The 20,702-nt window shown below is 49.8% G+C and carries 14 protein-coding genes; 5 read left to right on the forward strand and 9 right to left on the reverse strand.

Features of this window, described 5'->3' with window-relative positions; translation table 11 throughout:
* The first annotated feature begins 197 nt into the window (after positions 1-197).
* Positions 198-1,961: a gamma-glutamyltransferase gene (gene ggt, locus ACL9RG_RS13360; RefSeq protein ID WP_422793110.1), complete on the forward strand. Its 1,764-nt coding sequence runs from the start codon at positions 198-200 to the stop codon at positions 1,959-1,961.
* 70 nt (positions 1,962-2,031) lie between these two features.
* Here ggt and proY read toward each other — a convergent pair whose 3' ends face one another.
* The 4 genes from proY to phoB all read right to left on the reverse strand — a co-directional run bounded on the left by proY (position 2,032) and on the right by phoB (position 7,458).
* Entirely contained in the window at positions 2,032-3,420 is a 1,389-nt protein-coding gene (gene proY / locus ACL9RG_RS13365) for a proline-specific permease ProY (protein ID WP_422793111.1), read from the reverse strand.
* A 241-nt stretch (positions 3,421-3,661) separates the two neighbouring features.
* A complete protein-coding gene (gene brnQ / locus ACL9RG_RS13370; RefSeq protein WP_422793112.1) occupies positions 3,662-4,981 on the reverse strand; it encodes a branched-chain amino acid transport system II carrier protein in 1,320 nt (439 codons plus the stop codon).
* Positions 4,982-5,423: 442 nt separating this feature from the next.
* Positions 5,424-6,746: a phosphate regulon sensor histidine kinase PhoR gene (gene phoR / locus ACL9RG_RS13375; protein WP_422793113.1), complete on the reverse strand. Its 1,323-nt coding sequence runs from the start codon at positions 6,744-6,746 to the stop codon at positions 5,424-5,426.
* A gap of 22 nt (positions 6,747-6,768) precedes the next feature.
* Positions 6,769-7,458, reverse strand: coding sequence for a phosphate response regulator transcription factor PhoB (gene phoB / locus ACL9RG_RS13380; RefSeq protein WP_422793114.1), 690 nt, complete (start codon positions 7,456-7,458; stop codon positions 6,769-6,771).
* Positions 7,459-7,679: 221 nt separating this feature from the next.
* On the opposite strand from phoB, the gene sbcD reads away from it, so the two are divergent.
* Positions 7,680-8,906 (forward strand): exonuclease subunit SbcD, encoded by a 1,227-nt coding sequence (sbcD, locus tag ACL9RG_RS13385; RefSeq protein WP_422793115.1) that lies wholly within the window; start codon positions 7,680-7,682, stop codon positions 8,904-8,906.
* The gene (gene sbcC, locus ACL9RG_RS13390; protein ID WP_422793116.1) at positions 8,903-12,160 is read left to right on the forward strand and encodes an exonuclease subunit SbcC; all 3,258 of its coding nucleotides are present in this window, start codon (positions 8,903-8,905) and stop codon (positions 12,158-12,160) included. The genes sbcD and sbcC overlap by 4 nt, the downstream gene beginning before the upstream one ends.
* A 45-nt stretch (positions 12,161-12,205) precedes the next feature.
* On the opposite strand, the gene qhpR is transcribed toward sbcC, so the two are convergent.
* Together qhpR and ACL9RG_RS13400 are read right to left on the reverse strand one after the other, a co-directional pair.
* The gene (gene qhpR, locus ACL9RG_RS13395) at positions 12,206-13,267 is read right to left on the reverse strand and encodes an AraC-like transcriptional regulator QhpR (protein ID WP_422793234.1); all 1,062 of its coding nucleotides are present in this window, start codon (positions 13,265-13,267) and stop codon (positions 12,206-12,208) included.
* Positions 13,268-13,640: 373 nt separating this feature from the next.
* A complete protein-coding gene (locus ACL9RG_RS13400; protein ID WP_422793117.1) occupies positions 13,641-14,651 on the reverse strand; it encodes a phosphotransferase enzyme family protein in 1,011 nt (336 codons plus the stop codon).
* A gap of 299 nt (positions 14,652-14,950) precedes the next feature.
* Here ACL9RG_RS13400 and eat point away from each other — a divergent pair, with 299 nt between their 5' ends.
* Positions 14,951-16,321 (forward strand): ethanolamine permease, encoded by a 1,371-nt coding sequence (gene eat, locus ACL9RG_RS13405; protein ID WP_422793235.1) that lies wholly within the window; start codon positions 14,951-14,953, stop codon positions 16,319-16,321.
* 369 nt (positions 16,322-16,690) lie between these two features.
* Here the strand turns inward: eat and mak are convergent, their stop codons facing one another.
* Positions 16,691-17,599, reverse strand: coding sequence for a fructokinase (mak, locus tag ACL9RG_RS13410; RefSeq protein ID WP_422793118.1), 909 nt, complete (start codon positions 17,597-17,599; stop codon positions 16,691-16,693).
* A 356-nt stretch (positions 17,600-17,955) separates the two neighbouring features.
* Between mak and rdgC the strand changes: the two genes are divergently transcribed.
* A complete protein-coding gene (gene rdgC / locus ACL9RG_RS13415) occupies positions 17,956-18,870 on the forward strand; it encodes a recombination-associated protein RdgC (protein WP_422793119.1) in 915 nt (304 codons plus the stop codon).
* 90 nt (positions 18,871-18,960) lie between these two features.
* Here rdgC and ppnP read toward each other — a convergent pair whose 3' ends face one another.
* On the reverse strand, positions 18,961-19,251 hold the full coding sequence (gene ppnP, locus ACL9RG_RS13420) for a pyrimidine/purine nucleoside phosphorylase (protein ID WP_422793236.1): 291 nt from the start codon (positions 19,249-19,251) through the stop codon (positions 18,961-18,963).
* 142 nt (positions 19,252-19,393) lie between these two features.
* Positions 19,394-20,245 carry an AroM family protein gene (locus ACL9RG_RS13425; RefSeq protein ID WP_422793120.1) on the reverse strand — a complete coding sequence of 284 codons (852 nt, stop codon included), beginning with the start codon at positions 20,243-20,245 and terminating at the stop codon, positions 19,394-19,396.
* Positions 20,246-20,702: the final 457 nt, after the last annotated feature.

The following is a 20,702-nucleotide window of genomic DNA, read 5'->3' on the forward strand; positions in this document are numbered from 1 at the left end:
CCCGCTAATTTTCGCATACTCTCAATGGGTTAAGTTTCTTTTCCTTCCACTATTTATCTATTTCTGGCCTAAGCATTGCATGACATTGTCTTGCAGTATTCACGATAAATAGCGTAGAAACTGACCTCAAAACGCAATATCAGATAAGAGTCTCTAGGCTCTGAAACAACATAGACAGGGTATCTACAGGAGTTTTCATGTTATTAAACCACTGGAAAAAACCATTAAGCTCACTGGCTTTATTAGTCAGTTTTTCACTTCACGCCGCTTCAGAACCGGCGGTGGAAGCCAAAAATGGTATGGTCGTTACCTCGCAATATCTGGCCTCTCAGGTCGGCGTTGATATTTTAAAAATGGGCGGCAACGCTATCGATGCCGCCGTGGCTGTTGGCTACGCACAGGCGGTCGTGAACCCATGTTGCGGCAATATCGGCGGCGGTGGTTTTATGACTATCCACTTGGCGGACGGTCGCGATACGTTTATCAACTTCCGTGAAATCGCCCCGGCGGCGGCCAGCGCCAATATGTACCTAGACGCCGATGGTAATGTTAAAAAAGGCGCGAGCCTGTACGGTTATCTGGCCGCTGGCGTACCAGGTACAGTGTTGGGACTTGATACCGTGCAACACGAATACGGTAAGCTAACTCGCCAGCAGGTAATGGCACCGGCAATCAGATTGGCTCGTCAGGGATTTGTGCTGACTCGCGCCGACACCGACATTCTTGATACTACGGTAAAACGTTTTAAAGAAGATCCAGAAGCGGCACGTATTTTCCTGCGTAAAGACGGCAGTGCACTACAGCCGGGCGACAAATTAGTGCAAAAAGATTTGGCCAATACCTTAGAAGCTATCTCCCGACGCGGCCCAGATGCTTTCTATAAAGGTAAAATTCCAGCGGCGGTTGAAGCGGCGGCGAAAAAAGGCGGCGGTATTTTAACCGCCGCAGACTTTGCCAACTATAAAGTCACTGAAACCGCACCTATTACCTGTAGCTACCGCGGGTATAAATTTGTCTCATCACCGCCGCCAAGCTCAGGTGGCGTGACCATGTGCGAAATACTCAATATCCTTGAAGGTTACGACCTAAAAAGCATGGGCTTTAACTCGGCAGCCTCGATTCACTATATGACCGAAGCAATGCGCCACGCCTATATGGACCGCAATACCTTCTTAGGCGATCCGGCCTTTATTAATAACCCTGTCGACCACTTGCTGAGCAAGAGCTACGCGGCCGAAATCCGTAAGAAAATCGAAGCGGACAAAGCCACGCCATCGACTCAGGTTCAGCCCGGAATGGAACCTCACGAGAAACCAGAAACCACCCATTATTCTATCGTCGATAAAGCCGGGAATGCCGTTTCCACCACGTATACCGTCAACGGCCGCTTCGGTTCAGTGGTGATTGCACCGGGCACCGGCTTCTTCCTCAATGACGAAATGGACGATTTCACCACCAAAGTCGGTGAAAAAAATCTGTATGGATTGGTGCAAGGCACACGTAATGCTATCGCCCCCGGTAAGCGCCCACTATCATCAATGAGCCCGAGTTTAATCACTAAAGACGGTAAAATCTTTATGGTTCTGGGCTCTCCAGGCGGTTCACGCATCATCACCATTACCTTGCAGACCGCACTGAACGTGATTGATTACGGCATGGCACCGCAAGAAGCGGTTAACGCTCCGCGCATTCATCACCAATGGTTGCCAGATGAAGTCTACTATGAGCAACGCGGCGTCTCAGCTGACAGTCTGAACCTGCTGCAAAAAATGGGCTACAAAATGGTTGAGCAAACCCCTTGGGGCGCGGCTGAGCTGATTCTTGTGGGATTAAAAGGCATGTCTGGCGTTGTCCCTGCCAACTCAGGTAATGACTCCGCAGTATCCGGTTTAGTGCGAGAAGGTTACTTCTACGGCGCGAATGACGTTCGTCGCCCGGCTGGCGCGGCTATCGGTTATTAATACATTGATTTAAAATGATAAAAAAGGGTAAGCAAGTGCTTACCCTTTTTAATGCCAGTAAAGAGGAGCGTTAAGCTCTCTTCCTGCGCTGCATGATCCAATAACTCACGACGAGCAGCAGCACCCAAACAATTCCGGCGTATAGCGCCACGCGGGTATCTGGGAAATAGCCAATCAGACCAATAATAAAGAACAGGAAAATAATACCAATGACCGAGGTGAAAACCCCGCCGCGTAATGGGAAAGCCAGCTCAGCCGCCTGTTGACGGCTCAACGAACGACGGAAGCCAATCTGTGAGAACAGGATCATAATCCACACCCACACCGTAGCAAAGGTCGCCAGCGAGGCAATCACTAGGAACACGTTCTCCGGCATAATGTAGTTGAGGTAAACCGCGACTAACATCGCGGCTAGCATCACCACGACTGAGACCCAAGGAATGCCATTTTTCGACACTTTGGTGAACATTTTTGGCGCCTGTCCCTGCTCCGCCAGGCCGTGCAACATACGCCCGACACCAAATACATCACTATTAATCGCTGAAAGCGACGCCGTAATGACCACAAAGTTGAGAATACCGGCTGCCGCCGTGATCCCCAAATGCTGGAAGGTCAATACAAACGGACTGCCCTGATTGCCCACCTGATTCCAAGGGTAGATACACATAATCACAAACAGTGTGCCAACGTAAAACAACAAGATACGCCAAGGCACTGAGTTGATAGCTTGCGGAATGGACTTCTTCGGATTATCGGCTTCACCCGCGGTAATACCGATAATTTCAATGCCGCCGTAGGCAAACATCACCATTTGTAGCGATAGAATCGTCCCTAACCAACCATTGCTAAAGAAGCCGCCGTTGCTCCACAGATTATGAATTCCCGTTGGTTGCCCGGCGTTACCAATCCCCCAGAAGATAATGCCGAAACCGGCCAGAATCATCAAAATGATGGTCAGCACTTTGAACAACGAGAACCAAAACTCCAGCTCGCCGAATACCTTGACGCTCAGCAGGTTAATACCACCAATAATCAATACCACGCTTAATACCCAAATCCAGTGCGGTACGCCGGGGAACCACAGCCCCATATAGATACCAAAAGCGGTAACATCGGCGATCGCCACGATCAGAATCTCGAAGCAGTAACTCCAGCCGGTAATATAACCAGCGATAGGTCCAAGATAGTCTTGTGCATAGCGAGAGAAGGAGCTGCTTTGCGGGTTATTAACCGACATCTCCCCCAGCGCGCGCATGATAATAAAAGCGACAATGCCACCGACAATATAAGCCAGTAACACACTCGGCCCCGCCATCTTGATGGCATCTGCCGATCCATAAAACAAACCGGTGCCAATAGCAGAACCTAGCGCCATAAATCTTATGTGCCGAGCATTTAATCCGCGTTTTAATTTGGGTTGCTGAGGGGTGACATCTTGCTGATTACTCAATGGGTGCATCCTGCCTCCGGTTTAACTGATTAATTTTCAAGACCAGATTGTCTGGATTAATGGCAGATGCTAGCAGGCCACGAGAAGAATTCTGTGACCAATTCGTTAAATCTCTTAACATGTATATACAGATGCTGTCGAGTTCACATAAACAACAACCGAATCCCTTCTCCATGAAGTGATTCGGTTGCGGCGTGGCATAAAGGCGGTGAATACCCCGTCATACTTGAAGCACGACGGGGATATTGACTTACTGATGCACTGATACACTGCGCGGGCCAGCCGTGCGGTCATAAATACCAATCACGACGAGTACCAGCAACGTAGGTGGCAACCAAGCCAAGCCTTGTTCTGCTAGCGGCAGCTTATCGACCCAGAGCGGTAGCAGCGCTTTAAAGGCTGACGCTTTAATTGCATCGATAATCCCGAACAGCAAACTGACCAACATGACAGGGGCGACAATACGTGAGCGGTTATTCCACCAACGCAGCGTGAAGCTCAATACCACCAGCGTAATACACGGAGGATAAATACCGGTCAGCACTGGAATTGATACCTTAATCAGTTCACTCAGTCCCAGATTTGAGACCACCATAGAGAACAGACCTAAGATAAACACCAGGGAGCGGTATGACAGCGGCAGGTGCAGAGCGAAGAACTCCGCGCACGCACAGGTCAGGCCAACCGCCGTTACCATACAAGCGATGAAGATCAGTGCGGCCAGGAAGAAGCTGCCCAATCCACCAAAGGTATGTTGTACATATGCGTGCAAGATCACCGCACCGTTTTGCGCATCAGGTACCAGACTGGCGCTATCCTGGCCCAGTTTAAACAGGCTCAAGTACACCAGCATCAAACCCGCACCGGCAATCAGCCCTGCCAAAACGGTATAACGAGTGAGCAACTTCGCTTCGGTTACGCCACGAGAACGCGCCGCGTTAACAATCACGATACCAAAGACCAGTGCGCCCAACGTGTCCATGGTCAGATAGCCGTTAACAAAGCCATTAGAGAAGGGATCGTTTTGATAAGCTGGCGTCGCGGCAATTTCTGTTCCGGCAGGCCACAGAACGGCAGCAATACCCAAAATAGCCAAAGCAACAATTTTCAGTGGCGCAAGGATATGACCCACGGTATCCAACAAACGGCCAGGATAGAGTGAAATCAAAATGACTAACGCGAAATAAATCAGGCTATAAATCAGCAGCGGCAGTGCACCATCGCCGGTTAGCGGAGCAATCCCCAACTCGAAGGATACTGTCGCTGTACGCGGGGCTGCGAAGAGTGGGCCAACGGCTAAATAACACACCGTCGCCAGTACTAAGCCTGCGGTACGGCCAATCGGTGAACTCAAGCCATCAATGCCGCCGCCAACACGCGCCAGCGCAATCACGGTCATGACGGGCAAGCCCACTGCGGTGATCATAAATCCGGCAGCTGCCCACCAGACATTCTGCCCGGCTTGCAATCCAACCATCGGTGGGAAAATGATATTTCCCGCCCCGACGAATAACGCAAAGGTCATGAAACCCAGCGCCCAAACGTCCTTACTTGTTAATCGATAATTCATAATTGGTGCCGTGTTACCTGTTCAAAAGGATAAAACGCCTGGTGACGATTATCATCCACTGTCTAAAAGGATATGCCCAAGTTACTTCGGATGCAGAAGGCTATGTTCTTAGGGAGCTCTGTTTTTATGGAGCTATATAGCTATAAAGCCGTACAGATATGCAGGAAGTGTCGGGGAGCAACGGCGCTTAAGGTAAACGTTTATAGTGCGGAAAGGCAAGGCTGGATCATAAAAGCAGAGATTTCCACTGCACAATTATGCAGAATCAGTAATTAATGCCAGTTAAATCAAAAAACACGCCATTTGATGTGTATTATTTTTGAGCAATGATGAGCGTGTTATGCGCTAAAAAACGAAAAAGTGCGTGAAATAACCAAAAATTCAGCATTTCACACACTTTTATGATGCCTTTAAACGGTAACTTTCCGCTAAGTCGTGGAACTTATTTATTCTTAACGAAAATTTCAGCTTGTTGTGTATGAGGCACAATAAACCGCTGCGGCAAGGTAAAGGTGAAACAACTGCCGACGCCCATTTGGCTGATAATATCCAACCGAGCATGGTGATGACTTAGCGCATGCTTCACGATTGCCAGCCCCAATCCACTGCCTCCGGTTTGCCGCGAACGTGCTCTATCGACTCGGTAGAAACGTTCGGTTAAACGTGGGATATGCTGTGCTTCAATGCCGGGTCCGTTATCTTTTACTTCGAATTTAGCGCCCTGCGGTGTTTGCTGCCAACTCACCTCAATGCGCGTGCCTTCTGGCGTATGATTCACCGAGTTATAAACCAGATTGGAAACAGCACTTCGCAACTGGTCATTGTTGCCAAATACCTTGAGCTGGTTATTAACGGTAAAGACAATCTCGTGGCGACCTGAACTTAACGTCTGTGCTTCACGCTCGATCATGCCTAACATTACCGGAACATCGACTCGCTCATTCAAATCGATATTAGTGGCCGCTTCAATTCTCGATAAGGTGAGCAGTTGCTTGACCAACCCATCCATTCGTCGCGTCTGTTCTTGCATGGTATCTAAGGCTTTACTGCGGAAAGGCTCTTCGAGCTTCGCCTCCACCATCATTTCTAAATAGCCTTGCACCACGGTTAGCGGGGTACGTAATTCGTGACTAACATTAGCAAAGAAGTTGCGCCTAGCTCCTTCTAACTGATGCATTTGTGTCACATCACGCGCCACCATCAACAGCTGACCTTCAGAATATGGCATGACACGGAACTCAACATGATGCTCATTATTGAGCTGCAAATTCAGCGCTCGGCTAAAATCACGACTCTGTATCCACAAACGAAACTCAGGATAACGCACCAGATTGAAGATATGCTGGCCATTATCTTCCGGCCAACGAAAGCCCAGTAATACCTGCGCCAGTCCGTTACACCAGAAAATATTGCCCTCTTCCGTGGTCAGCACCACTGCATCAGGCAAAGATTCAGCCCCGCTGCGAAAGCGCTTAATCAGCAACGCTAATTCACGGCGACGACGGCGATTACGCATCTGCATCTGGTTTAGACCATAAAACAGCGGCTCCCAGCTCCAAATCCCGCTAGGCGGCGTAATGCTGCGATCCAGCCACAGCCAATGAGAAAGTTTTAGCTGGTTATAGTAGTTCCAGCCCAGTGCCGCAAATACCGACACTAAGAGTAGATAAGGGAGATGGCCAATAAAAATGGCGAGAATAAACGCAGGTAAGCAAAATAAAAACAACTCACCCGCGAGGCGCTTCCATGATAGGCGTTCTAACACACGGTTTCCCCGTAGAAACTAATCAATAGCGCGTTGAAAAACGGTACCCGGTTCCGCGAACGGTTTGGATCATCCGGTCGTGACCGCTCACTTCCAACGCTTTGCGTAAACGGCGGATATGTACATCGACTGTACGATCCTCCACATAAACGTTAGTGCCCCAAACATTATTCAGCAGCTGCTCACGGCTATAAACGCGTTCAGAATGCGTCATAAAGAAATGAAGTAGTTTAAATTCGGTAGGCCCCATGTCAAGCGCCTGCTCATTAGCAACCACTCGGTGAGAGGAAGGATCAAGGCTTAAACCTTGCATATCGATCACTTCTTCAACAGCCATTGGGGAAATACGACGCATCACCGCTTTAATACGCGCCACTAATTCTTTCGGAGAAAACGGTTTGGTGATGTAATCATCCGCACCCACTTCCAAGCCGCGAACCCGATCTTCTTCTTCGCCACGGGCGGTAAGCATCATGACCGGGATCTCCCGTGTCAACGCCTCACGTTTAAGATGTTTAATAAACTGAATGCCAGAACCACCAGGCAACATCCAGTCTAGCAAGATGAGTTCAGGGAAGGGTTCGATTAAACGGCTGACAGCAGAGTCATAATCTTCTGCCTCTACGGCGTGATAGCCATTTTGCTCTAATACAAAACACACCATCTCGCGGATTGGTGCCTCATCTTCAACAACTAATATGCGTCTTGCCATCGTGGAACCTGCCAATAAGTTAGCGATCTTTATTTGATTGCGAGCAACATTATGCGTCAGTTTTGTGACATATTTATGAAAATCATTACAAGCCGAAGTTAAGTGTAGTAAACATGTCTGGCTTGCGTCATACAAATATCATTTCCTGATTTTTCAACGACAACCACCCAATACGACGTTTATAATTAACGACACTATTTTCCTCTAACCATGAGAACGCGATGCGCCTGATTCATACTGCCGACTGGCACCTCGGCCAATACTTTTTCACCAAAAGCCGAGCGCCAGAGCACCAAGCCTTTTTACGCTGGCTTATCGAGCAAGTTGAACAGCATCAGGTTGATGGCGTTATCGTCGCCGGCGATATTTTTGATACCGGCTCGCCGCCTAGCTATGCCCGTGAATTGTATAATCGCTTTGTAGTTGAGCTACAACGCACCGGCTGCCAGCTCATTATTTTGGCGGGTAATCATGATTCCGTCGCCACGCTTAATGAATCTCGTGAGCTGCTCTCTTGCCTCAATACCAAGGTTATTGCCACCGTCAGCGACGATTTATCGCAGCAAATTATGGTGCTCAATAACCGCAACGGCCAGCCGGGGGCAATTGTCTGCGCCGTGCCATTTTTACGCCCGCGCGACCTGCTTGCCAGTCAGGCGGGACAATCGGGTAATGACAAACAACTGGCCTTGCAAGAAGCCATTGCCGCGCACTACGCCAGTTTGTACCAAGCGGCGCTGGCCGAGCGCGAACGCCTGGGGGTTGCGCTACCGATTATCGCCACCGGCCATCTGACCACCGTTGGTGTCACCACATCCGATTCAGTACGTGATATCTATATCGGTACGCTGGATGCCTTCCCGGCACAGGCGTTTCCCCCAGCCGATTACGTCGCACTCGGCCATATTCATCGCGCGCAGTGCGTGGCCAAAAGCCAGCATATTCGTTACAGCGGCTCGCCAATTGCCCTAAGTTTTGATGAGTTAAACAGCCCCAAAAGCGTCTATTTGCTGGAGTTTAGCCAGAATGCGCTGAGCACCGTAGACGCGCTGCCCGTGCCGACTTACCAGCCGATGCAGATGATCAAAGGAACTTTGGCCGATATTGAGCAGCAATTAGCCGCTTTCGCTGGGAAAGAGGACGACAAAACCGTCTGGCTGGATATCGAAGTGGCGACCCAGGATTATCTCAGCGATATTCAACGGCGCATTCAAGCGCTCACCGCCGATCTGCCGGTAGAAGTGGTGTTGCTGCGACGCAGCAAAGAACAACGACAAAACAGCCTGCAACAGCAGGAAAAAGAGACGCTCACCGAGTTAAGCGTGAGCGAGGTGTTTGAACGCCGATTAGCGCAGGAAAACAGCGACACGGAAAATCGTCATGACCGGATGCGTACCCTGTTTGCCCAAATCGTTGAACAGGTTGCCAGCGGCGAGGATGCCCAATGAAAATTTTGAGCCTGCGTTTAAAAAATCTTAATTCACTGGAAGGCGAATGGAAAATCGACTTCACCGCCGAGCCTTTTGCCAGCAACGGTCTGTTTGCTATTACCGGCCCGACCGGCGCGGGGAAAACCACTCTGCTCGATGCCATTTGTCTGGCGCTCTATCACCAAACGCCGCGCCTTAACGTGACACCGACGCAGAATGAGTTAATGACGCGTCATACTGCTGAATCACTGGCAGAAGTAGAATTCGAAGTCAAAGGCGTCGGCTACCGTGCTTTTTGGAGCCAGCGGCGGGCAAAAATGTCGCCAGACGGTAATTTACAAGCGCCAAAAGTTGAGCTGGCGCTGCTGGCAGACGGCAAAATTATTGCTGATAAAGTCCGAGATAAGCTCGATCGCATTGCCGAACTCACCGGGCTGGATTTTGGCCGCTTCACCAAATCGATGATGCTATCGCAGGGACAGTTTGCCGCTTTTCTCAATGCTGATGCCAATGATCGTGCCGAACTGCTCGAAGAGTTAACCGGTACAGAAATCTACGGCCTGTTGTCCGAACGCGTATTTGAACAAAATAAAGAAGCCAAAATTACGCTCGATGGCTTACATCAGCGCATGGCCGGTATCGAACTGCTGAGCGAAGAACAGCGCCAAACGCTGGAAACAGAATTAGCCGCGCTGAATACCCAGGAATCGAACCTCGGCCAGCAGGCGCAGCAGCGTCAACAGGATCTTAACTGGCTGCAACAGTGGCAGCAGGTGCAACAAAAGCATCGCCAATCACAGCAACGTTTAACGGCGGCAGAACAAGAAAGCGCCGCAGCCGCACCACAGTTACAACAACTGGCACGTAGCGAACCGGCAGAAAAACTGCGGCCACTGCTCAGTGAACGTCAGCGCAGCGTGCAACAAACCCAGCAATTACAGCATTTACTGAGCCAATTAACCCAGCAACAGGCGCAACAGGTTGCTCAAATGACGCCGCTGAATCAGGCGTTGGAACAGGCGCAAACGGCGCGACAGCAACAAATACAACAGCAGCGCCAGCAACAGACGCTAATTGAAGAAAAAGTGTTGCCGCTGGATAGTGACATCGCGCAACGACGTAAATTGCAAGCTGATGCTCAGCAGTCGCTAGCCCAGCAGGCAGAACAGATAAAAGAGCAAAACGCCGCGCAGGAACAGCTTGCCGCAGAGCGCCAAAAGCTTGATGCACTCAACCTTCAGCATCTGGCCAGACAAAACACGCTAACGGCAGCGTTAGCCGCTCAACAGCAGCAACAGGCTGAGCTGGAAAAGCAACATCCGCTGGCGACATTACAGCAGCAACAAGCCGAACTGGTGCAGCTACGCCCAGTACGTCAGCAGCTGTTTTCTCTCTCGCAGCTCTTTGCACCGCTGAACCGCCGCGTTGCACAACAGAGCCAGGATATTGCGCAAAATCAGACGCAATTAGCGCAAGAAGAGCAACGGCTGGGTGAGATTCGCCAACAGTGTCAAAAGCAGCTGGAGCACCTCAACGATGTGAAAGCGCGGCTGAAAAGTGAAGAGTTGATTGTCAGCCTCACGGCTGAACGCGCTAATTTGCAAAGCGGCCAAGCCTGTCCGCTGTGTGGCTCAACATCGCACCCGGCGATTGACAGTTATCAGGAGATAAAACCTTCTGAAACCGCGCAACGGGTCGAGAAGATGCAACAGGAGTTCGACGCTATTAAAACCAGCGGTATTGAGCTGGCCGCCAGGATCAAAAGTCGCAAAGAGCAGCATTCGCGCCTGCAAGCCCAGCTGGAGCAAGACCAGCAGCAGTTAACTACCCAGTTGGATAGCTGGCAGCAGCTCAGCGCCCCGCTAAAGCTCACCTTTGGCTTAGCGGATGCCGAGCAGATTTCGCAATGGTTAGCAGAGCTCGACCAGCAAGAACAACAGTTGCAGGCGCTTATCAGCCAACATGAACAGCTGTCTCGCAGACTGCAACAGGCCAAAGATGCGGTCAATCAAGCGTCGAGCGAACAGCAGAAAGTCCAGCAACAAAGCGCGTTGCTAGCAGAGCGATCTACGCTGACGCAGCAAAATCAGGCGAAGCTGCAAGAGCAGCTAACACACCTGCAAACGCAATTTGCTGAAGGTGAAAAAACGCTGGCTGAGCTAAACCGTCAGCGCCACGAACTGTTTGATGACCGCCAGGTTGCCCAGGTACGTGAACATTTACATCAACAGCAGCAGGCGGCGGAAAAAACGGTAAACGATGCGGCTGAATCGCTGCATAAAGCGCAGGAGCAACGCGACAAGCTGACCGGTCAAGTTGTTAGCACACAACAGCAAAAGTTGCAGGCTACGGAGCGTTTACAGCAGGCAGAAACTAGCTGGCAACAGGCGCTAAGCGCCAGCGAATTTGCTGATGAAGAGGCGGTGAAACAGGCTCTGCTTGACGATACGCTGCGCCAACAGTTGCAGCAACGTAAAGAGAACTTGCAACAGCAACTGACTCAGGCACAAACGCTGCTCGGTGACGCGACCCAAACACTAGAACAACATCGTCTGGCACGCCCTGCCCATCTTGCTGAAAACGAAAATTCGCTTGAGGAATTGACGGCGCAGCAAACAGAACTGTCACAACAGATAAAAACCTTGCAGCAACGTTTAGGTGAAGTGAAAAACCAGTTAGAAAGCGATAAATTGCGACACAGCGGGCAACAGACGCTGATCGCTCAAATTGTACAGGCGCAGGAAACCTGCGACGACTGGGGCTATCTCAACGTGATGATAGGCTCCAGCGATGGCGCAAAATTCCGTAAATTCGCGCAGGGATTAACGCTGGATCATCTGGTTTATCTGGCCAATCGCCAGTTGGAGAAACTACACGGACGTTACCTGTTGCAGCGTAAAACCAGCGATGCACTGGAACTACAAGTCGTTGATACCTGGCAGGCCGATGCGGTGCGCGATACTCGCACTTTATCGGGTGGCGAAAGCTTCCTGGTCAGTCTGGCGCTAGCGCTGGCCCTTTCGGATTTGGTAAGCGACAAAACCCGTATTGACTCGCTGTTCCTCGACGAAGGCTTTGGCACGCTTGACGCCGACACGCTGGATACCGCGCTTGATGCCTTGGATAGCCTGAACGCTTCGGGTAAAACTATCGGCGTCATCAGCCACGTCGAAGCCATGAAAGATCGTATTCCGGTGCAAATTAAAGTCAAAAAGGTCAACGGGCTGGGCGTGAGTCAATTGAGCAATGAGTTTAGAGTGCACAGTGAATAAGTACACAGTGAATAGCCGCTAAAACCCAAACAGGCGTGTCGGATTTTAATGCTGACTCGCCTGTCGCCACTGCCTTGGGCTTACGCCGAACCAGCGGCGGAAAGCGCGCGAGAAGGCGCTGGCTTCCGAATATCCCAGTAATAATGCCATTTCCGAGATGGGCAATTGCTGTTGCTGTAAATAATGGGTCGCCATTTCGCAACGTACTTTATCGACCAACGTCGTAAAACTCAGATTTTGTTCACGCAACCGGCGTTGTAACGATGCCGGTGACATGCCCATTTTATCTGCCAGCTCATCTAATACCGGTTCGCCGTGCAATAAGGCCCGACGTACGCCAGAACGGGCGCTATCGACCAACGATTGGGGCGATAAACTCTCGCTATTGAGCCGACGAATCGCGTCTTGCATCACCATTAGCAGTGTTGCGTCACGCTCTGGCATCGCACGTTGCAGGCTGCTTTTAACGATCAACATTGAGTTATAGGGCTGGTCGAAATAGACCGGCGCATCGAAAATCTTGCAGTGCTCATGCCATTGCTCCGGGCGCGGGTGCTCAAAGTGAACTTCGCGCGGGTTCCAACTTTTACCCAACGCGTGGCGCAGCAAATTGAGGATCATCCCCAACGTTAGCTCGGCATCCTGACGTTTCGATAAAATACCGCCGTGGCGTACCTGATAATCGAGACGGTAATGATCGCCTTTATCCACCAGCCGCGTCAGGGTGTTGTGTTGATGAAAAGGAAACGCGTTGACCACGTTTTGCAGCGCCCGTTCTGCCGTCTCAGAACACAACCCGATATAACCAATTAAGCCCAATGACTGAGGTTTAAATTGTCGGCCATAAAGCAGACCAAAGTTATCACAAGCGGATTGGCGAGCGGCCTCCTCCAATACCTTGCAGTAGTTGGTCAGTTCAAGACTCATCGTCGGTTGTTGTAACAATTCCGGGTTGATATGACAGGTGCCCAGCACCCGATCAACATCCGCCCCTTTGCCGAGGATGAAATCGCTCAGGCCCGAAGCCGCGGCGGCGAGTACGCCGCAATTACTGTTATGTTGTGTCAGACCAAACGGACTGGCCTGACGAAGGATATCTGTCCGCATCATCGGTTCACTCTGTTGGCATCAAAGATGATGGAGTACTGCAAGTTTCATACCAATCTGCAGTCTCCAATGAGACAGGGCGACAGCGATTACTCCTTCCCCTAGAGATTAAGATAGAGTCTCTGGCGACTTGTGGTTGTGCAGTGGTGCACAGAAAACGGGCAGCGTACAACCACTCATGTTGCCAAACAGCCATGCATTTTCTGGATAGATTAAAAGAGTGTGTGGAAAATCCGAGTTAACGCGAGATGAGCAGATATGCTAGATAACAGGATAAATATTATTGTTCATCAGCCCAAATTCACCGCTGGGGCAGATTTGGGCTGTGGTCCACACGCTAGGGATCAGAATAGCTAACGATCAAAATATGGGATCAAACAATGGCGAGAGGCTGATCAATAGTGTCGAGATAATGGCGGCACAAACGTAAACTTTCCGCTTCCCAATGTTCACCCAGGCTTATCGCCATTTCCGTTGTTGCATGCGATCCCACCCAAGCCAACAGTTGGATACGACGCTGCGCGATCATCGTCGGAAGAATGGCCAGATCCGCGTCGCTAATCGGACAGACACGCTGATAGCCACGTAACCATTGTTGTAGCCACTGATCCGCCTGCGGATAGTGTTCAATAAAACTGATTGCCGCCGCCGCATCGTGCATGTACCAACCAAAACCGCAGTCATCAAAATCGATCACTCGCGTCTCACCCTTATGCATCAACAGATTGGTTAAACGCAGATCGGCATGGATCAAACCAAAGCGTTGTGCGTCTTGTCCATAGTCCTGTAAACGGCTGTCGATCTGCTGCAATGCTTCTTCCACCAGCGGATGATCTGCCGCTGTCAGACGCGGCGCATCTTGCCAACGTCCCCAATGACTGTTCTCTCCCACCATGCTTGGGTTGTCCCACAAAATGCGTTGAAACCCGGCGGGGCGTTGCCAGCGACGGCTGTGCTGATGCAATCTGCCAGTCACTTCACCGAGCTGCATAAAGGCGCGAGGATCGACTTCCGTCGTCGGCATTTCACCCTCGATCCAGTGAAACAACACCACATTACGGCTTTCAGTTTCATTGACCATTAACGTCTGTACCTGCTGGCCATCAAGACCGGTCAGCGCCTGCGGTACTTGGATACCTGATTCCTGTAAAGCATCTAACCACGCCAGCTCACTTTCAATACCTTCGCGTGAATGATAATCCCCACGATGAATACGCAGCGCATAGCGTTTTCCATCGAAGGCCAAAATTTTAAAGGTCGCGTTTTCTGAGCGGCAGAGCAGCGATAGTTGGCCTTGTACATTGGCGGAATAACGTTTTATCGCCTGTTCTGCAAGCTGGTACAGACTCGCGTTATCCAAGGTATCAGACTGTTTTGCATTCATCAGAATTCACTCCGGGCCAGTTAATGTTCAGTTTCCTTCAGCCCGCAATACACGGCGAGGAATGACATCAGAATGAAAGCAGATGGGTTTATCCGCTTGACTCTAGAGGGTCAATTGTTGACAGCAGAGCGCAGGATAATGGATGAGCGATGAAATTTGACTCTGACGTGGCGGTTCGGCGATGCCAGAGTCAAGTTTTGTGTTTGTGCTGTGATGCATTATCGCTACATACCTGCTCATCGGCAGGCGATAACGCCGCCGGAGACTCATCAGCCTTAGATTGTCTGGAGATGATAATAATGACATCGCAACTCAAACCAACGCTTGGCACTGTGCACCTATGGGCTATTGCCGTAGGACTGGTTATCTCGGGGGAATATTTCGGCTGGAGTTACGGCTGGGGTATTGCCGGAACGCTTGGCTTTTTGGTGACTACCTTATTGGTTGCCACGATGTACACCTGCTTTATTTTTAGCTTTACTGAATTGACCACTGCAATTCCTCATGCTGGCGGGCCTTTTGCTTACAGCCGTCGCGCCTTCGGTGAACTCGGTGGATTAATTGCCGGTATGGCGACGTTAATTGAATTTGTCTTTGCGCCACCGGCCATTGCCTTGGCGATCGGCGCTTATCTTAACGTGCAGTATCCTCACCTTGATCCCAAGGTAGCGGCGCTTGGCGCCTATCTTGTCTTTATGGCTCTAAACATCCTCGGGGTAAAATTAGCCGCTGTTTTTGAGCTGATTGTCACCGTGTTAGCGGTGCTGGAGCTGCTGGTATTTATGGGGGTGGTCGCACCAGGGTTTAGTCTAAGTAACTTTGTGCTCAATGGCTGGGCAGGAAGCTCGCACTTCTCGCTGCCTGCGGTATCAGGGATTTTCGCTGCCATTCCTTTCGCCATCTGGTTCTTCCTGGCTATTGAAGGAGCCGCAATGGCCGCCGAGGAGGCAAAAGATCCAAAACGTACCATCCCTAAAGCTTATGTCAGCGGCATTTTAACCTTGGTGGTGTTAGCGATCGGCGTGATGATCATGGCAGGCAGTGCCGGGGACTGGAGCAAATTATCCAATATTAACGATCCATTGCCGCAAGCAATGAAAATGGTGGTTGGTGAACATTCCGGCTGGATGCACATGTTGGTATGGATTGGTTTGTTTGGCCTGATTGCCAGTTTCCACGGCATTATTCTTGGCTATTCACGCCAGTTTTTTGCCCTGGCTCGCGCAGGGTATCTCCCGGCCGGTTTAGCTAAACTCTCTCGTTTTCAAACACCACATCGCGCCATATTATTAGGTGGCGTAATCGGCATTGCGGCTATTTTCAGTGATAACCTGCTGAATTTCCAAGGCATGACACTCACCGCCGCGATGATCACTATGGCGGTATTTGGTGCCATTGTCATGTATATCATGAGCATGCTGAGTCTGTTCCGCTTGCGCAGTAAAGAGCCAAAAATGGCACGTAGTTTCTTGGCTCCCGGCTATCCGATTGTCCCCGCCATTGCGCTGATTCTCGCGGTGGTTTGTCTTATCGCTATGCTGTGGTTCAACCTGGAAATCGCAGGCGTATTCGTGCTGTTTATGGCCGCCGCCTATTTGTACTTTATTCTGACCAAGAAACAGCGCACAAACGCGCCAAAAGATTCAATGTTAGTAAGTGGAGAAGTGTAAACCTTCACTTAGCCTGAAGCTTCAGGCCAAAAGCTTGATAATAATCACATCATCATGGAAGCATTTTTCTACGTAATTATGTGGGAATTGTGTAAGTTCGGTCGCTTATCAACAGGCATTCATCTGGCAGCATAACCGAACGCGCCCGGCAAGGGTTTTAGGGCGAAAACCCTTGCATCCCGCGCCTTACGCTTAGCTTGTCGGGTCGCTTTGCGACTTCCCGCGCTCGCTGCTTCGGTCGGACGGGTCGGCTGAGACGGGCGTCCTGCCCGGCTCAGCCTAAAGTTGCCTTCCCTGGCAACTTTCCCCTGACCTCATCCGTTCGCTTGGCCGACAAGATGCGCTATTAAAGGTCAAAAGATTCCCCCCTTATTCTTCTGCCCAGAGCCAGGCGGCTCCTCTTACGCCGCTTGAATCGCCATGAAGCGCTTTACGTATTGGGGTTTCGCATTCGCCACCAAATACCCACGGTTTTATCAGTTGCGGGAGCGTTTGATACAGGCGGTCAACGTTGCTCATGCCGCCACCCAGCACAATAACGTCAGGATCGAGGATATTGACCACGTTAGCTAAAGCTTTTGCCAGACGATGCTCGTAACGGCTAATCGCCAGTTCGGCAATAGAATCATTGTTGGCAACACGCTGCATGATTTCACGCCCGGTCAACCGCTGGCCCGACAGGCGGAAATAATCTTCGGAAAAACCGGTCCCGGACACAAACGTCTCGACGCAACCCGATTTACCGCAATAACAAGGTACCTGCTGCTGGAAACGGATTTCATCTTCATCAAGCCAAGGCAAAGGATTGTGGCCCCACTCTCCGGCGTTGCCATTGCCACCGGCGTGTACTTGGGCATCTAGCGCCACGCCAGCGCCACAGCCAGTGCCAATTATGACGGCAAAAACCGTCTTCTTACCTGCACCTGCGCCGTCGGTAGCTTCAGAGACTGCCAGACAGTTAGCATCGTTAGCCAAGCGCACTTCTCGCTCCAGCAATGCTGATAAATCTCGGTCTAACGGCTGGTGGTTGAGCCATACCGAGTTAGCATTTTTAACTTTGCCCGTCTGCGGCGATATTGTGCCAGGGATCCCGACACCAACGCTGCCTTGCTGTCCAGTGGCTTGTTCTGCATCACTGACCAATCCAGCAATAGCATCGACGGTTTTCTGGTAGTCATCGCGTGGCGTATCTATTCGTTTACGGAACAGCTCTTTGCCTTCATTAGATAACGCGATCACTTCTATTTTTGTACCACCAAGATCGATCCCAATACGCACAATAGCTCTCCAGAATTTCAGTCAGTTATGAATCCAGTTTATAACACGATGGCCTTTGTATCGTGGCGAGACGATACAAAATCGCACCGATGCTGTCATTAGTAGGGTCAGTAATTTCTTAACGACTGATGCGGCTCAATTGGTTATCATGCCGCCCTGCATATACTTAGAGCCTATCCCAGTAGGCGTTATTGTTGCAGGCATGTTGGACACGGACAGCGCACAGAAACCGCAGCGTACACGCAGTACGTGAGGATTTCGAGCACTGCCCAGGTTCAACATGGCAAAGTAAATAGCCCTAATGGGATAGGCTCTTAATCAGCGTGTATCAAGCACGCAGGGACAGGGATAACACTATGTTATGGTTTAAAAATTTATTGGTATACCGTTTGAGCCGTGAAGTTTCACTGTCTGCTGACGAGATGGAAAAACAGCTGTCTGCTTTCACTTTCACCCCGTGCGGTAGCCAAGATATGGCTAAAACCGGCTGGGTGTCGCCAATGGGTTCTCACGGCGGCGACGCATTGACTCATGTTGCCAATGGGCAAATTTTGGTTTGTGCGCGTACTGAACAGAAAATTCTGCCATCCCCGGTGATCAAGCAAGAATTGCAGGCAAAAATCGAGCAAATCGAAGGCGAGCAACATCGCAAGCTGAAGAAAACCGAAAAAGACTCGCTGAAAGATGAAGTGCTGCATAGCCTGATGCCGCGTGCTTTTAGTCGTTTTAGCCAAACTTATATGTGGATCGATACCGTTAATGGCCTGATCATGGTTGATGCGGGAAGTGCTAAGAAAGCCGAAGATATGCTGGCGCTACTGCGCAAAAGCTTAGGTTCGCTTCCGGTCGTGCCATTGACCATGGAAAGCCCTATCGAATTAACCCTGACAGAATGGGTGCGCTCCGGTGAAACACCGGCAGGTTTTGCGTTACAAGACGAAGCCGAGCTGAAAGCGATTCTGGAAGAAGGCGGCGTGATTCGCTGCAAGAAACAGGCGCTGGTGAGCGATGAAATCGCTATTCATATCGAAAATGGCAAGCTGGTGACCAAATTGGCGCTCGATTGGCAAGAGCGTATTCAGATAGTGGTTGCCGATGACGGCAGTATCAAACGCCTGAAATTCGCCGATGTGATCCGTGAGCAAAACGACGATATTGACCGTGATGATTTTGCCCAGCGTTTTGACGCCGATTTTATTCTGATGACTGGCGAAGCAGCCGCGTTGATTAAAAACTTGATTGAAGCGCTAGGTGGCGAAGCACAGCGCTAATTCAAATCAGATAATCATTTTAAAATCATAAAATTAAGGGGCGCATCGCGCCCCTTGACTCTATTAGTCTGATTGACTCGTTGGCCGAGCTTATTTGCTCAGGTACTTACACAAATAAGAGGTCGCTTCAGGAACTTGCAGGTTAAATTCGCTGTTTGCGGGAACAAAGAATTTCTCACCCGGCATAAAGACCTGCCAATCAGGCGCGCCTGGCAGCAATACTTTTAATGAACCGCTAACCACCAGCATCTCTTCTGGCTTACCGGTACCAAAGGTATATTCGCCCGCTTCCATCACGCCCACGCTGGCTTCACCAACGCTATCGCTGTCAAAACCAATCGACTTAACTTTACCGGCAAAATACTCATTAACTTTCAACATAGACTGGCCTTTAGCTAAAATATTCAGAAGACTCATATTAGGGGCATAACCAAGCCGCTGTCACTGATTTTTCTTAGAAAACGGTGACAGATATCAAGTCTTGGCGATCTGCTATAAAACCAATCAATTAAAGCTAAAAACACTAAATAATCAGCTCAGCGGCCAGTCTGGCAACCAGGGTATTCGAGAGCAATACTGGGAGCTGCAAATATTCTTCCAGCATTTCACCGTGATGCGTCTCATAACCGATGCAATCTAACACCACCACTTCAGCGCCTTGTGCTTTTAGCGAAAGGGCTGCATCACGCAGTCTCTTTCCATCAGCCCCGCTTTCCTCAATCTCTCCCTCATTAAATAAATAAGGGCTAGTAACAGCAAAATGCGGTCTCTTGGCCAGATTTTTCCACTTATTAACCTGTTGTTCCATTTGCTCGGTATCAGACACAATAATGCCAACCTGATTAGTTCCAACAATACCGTCGATCAACGGAGGGACGAGACGATCTGGGTTAATTAACATCACTGACTGGGATTGCAAGCCGCTGAATTCACCACCGCACATGAGTAAAATAACCTCACAGCCTTTCTCTTCCATCCAGTTGATTTTTTCTTGCAGAGCCTGCTCAACGCGTTGTGACGAAAGCACGACTCGTGAACCATCTCGTAAACGAGAAATCACTATCGGCTCATCAATGGTCGGTGCAAAATACTGCTCAATTTCCAGGCGAGTCAGTCCGTCCAATAAACCGACATGCGTCAGGTTTTCAGTAGGGATATATTCATTAAGCAGTGGCATGATTTCGCCGCCAGGCGCCTGACCAATAGCCAGCGTTGCGAAAGTAGTCATCATTTGTTCAGCTCCAGTCTGCAAAGGATGGAAAAGCAGAGTATTTTCATGGAGCGGCACACTTTGCTGGTGCGACTGGAAGTCTTCTTCCAATGACTCGTTATGATCTTTTGCCAGTGCGATGTTTATCCGATGAGAAGCATTCATATTATCCCCCGATATACCACTAATAATTGCTTATTTTTAATAATTACTTATTAGTATTTTGTTAGAAATAATTACCAAGCCTTTAGCTCATTACAGAATTGCACATCAATAAACCATATTCATATTATGGTTTATAAAGGCGCTATGGGCGAATTTAGCTGAAAATTAGTTCTGTTATGATTCAGCGTCAAGGCGTTTGTTTTAAAGTAATATTTAACTAAGCGGTCATTACGCATATCTTGAAATGAAAGACCGTTCATCAATTCATTTAATCACCAATAAATGGTCAACCATTCGTCAATAAACAGCTATATTGGCTTTTTATTCTGCCAATCTATTTTTTTAAAAATAAACTCAAATTTGCAAACACGAGGATTTTGCCCGCAGCTAAACACATTAGCTATGCGGCTAATAGTCAGCCGCATCCGTTCTAACAAGGGGGAACAGAAGATTCATT

The sequence above is a fragment of the Rouxiella sp. Mn2063 genome (assembly GCF_049319665.1).
Taxonomy (GTDB): Bacteria; Pseudomonadota; Gammaproteobacteria; order Enterobacterales; family Enterobacteriaceae; genus JBMOUD01.

Bases quoted from the DNA above. Each gene is read 5' to 3' on its own strand.
- brnQ (WP_422793112.1), bottom strand. From the start codon at position 4,981: ATGAATTATCGATTAACAAGTAAGGACGTTTGGGCGCTGGGTTTCATG.
- ggt (WP_422793110.1), top strand. From the start codon at position 198: ATGTTATTAAACCACTGGAAAAAACCATTAAGCTCACTGGCTTTATTA.
- rdgC (WP_422793119.1), top strand. From the start codon at position 17,956: ATGTTATGGTTTAAAAATTTATTGGTATACCGTTTGAGCCGTGAAGTT.
- qhpR (WP_422793234.1), bottom strand. From the start codon at position 13,267: ATGCGGACAGATATCCTTCGTCAGGCCAGTCCGTTTGGTCTGACACAA.
- ACL9RG_RS13400 (WP_422793117.1), bottom strand. From the start codon at position 14,651: ATGAATGCAAAACAGTCTGATACCTTGGATAACGCGAGTCTGTACCAG.
- proY (WP_422793111.1), bottom strand. From the start codon at position 3,420: ATGCACCCATTGAGTAATCAGCAAGATGTCACCCCTCAGCAACCCAAA.
- ppnP (WP_422793236.1), bottom strand. From the start codon at position 19,251: ATGTTGAAAGTTAATGAGTATTTTGCCGGTAAAGTTAAGTCGATTGGT.
- sbcD (WP_422793115.1), top strand. From the start codon at position 7,680: ATGCGCCTGATTCATACTGCCGACTGGCACCTCGGCCAATACTTTTTC.
- eat (WP_422793235.1), top strand. From the start codon at position 14,951: ATGACATCGCAACTCAAACCAACGCTTGGCACTGTGCACCTATGGGCT.
- phoB (WP_422793114.1), bottom strand. From the start codon at position 7,458: ATGGCAAGACGCATATTAGTTGTTGAAGATGAGGCACCAATCCGCGAG.
- sbcC (WP_422793116.1), top strand. From the start codon at position 8,903: ATGAAAATTTTGAGCCTGCGTTTAAAAAATCTTAATTCACTGGAAGGC.
- ACL9RG_RS13425 (WP_422793120.1), bottom strand. From the start codon at position 20,245: ATGAATGCTTCTCATCGGATAAACATCGCACTGGCAAAAGATCATAAC.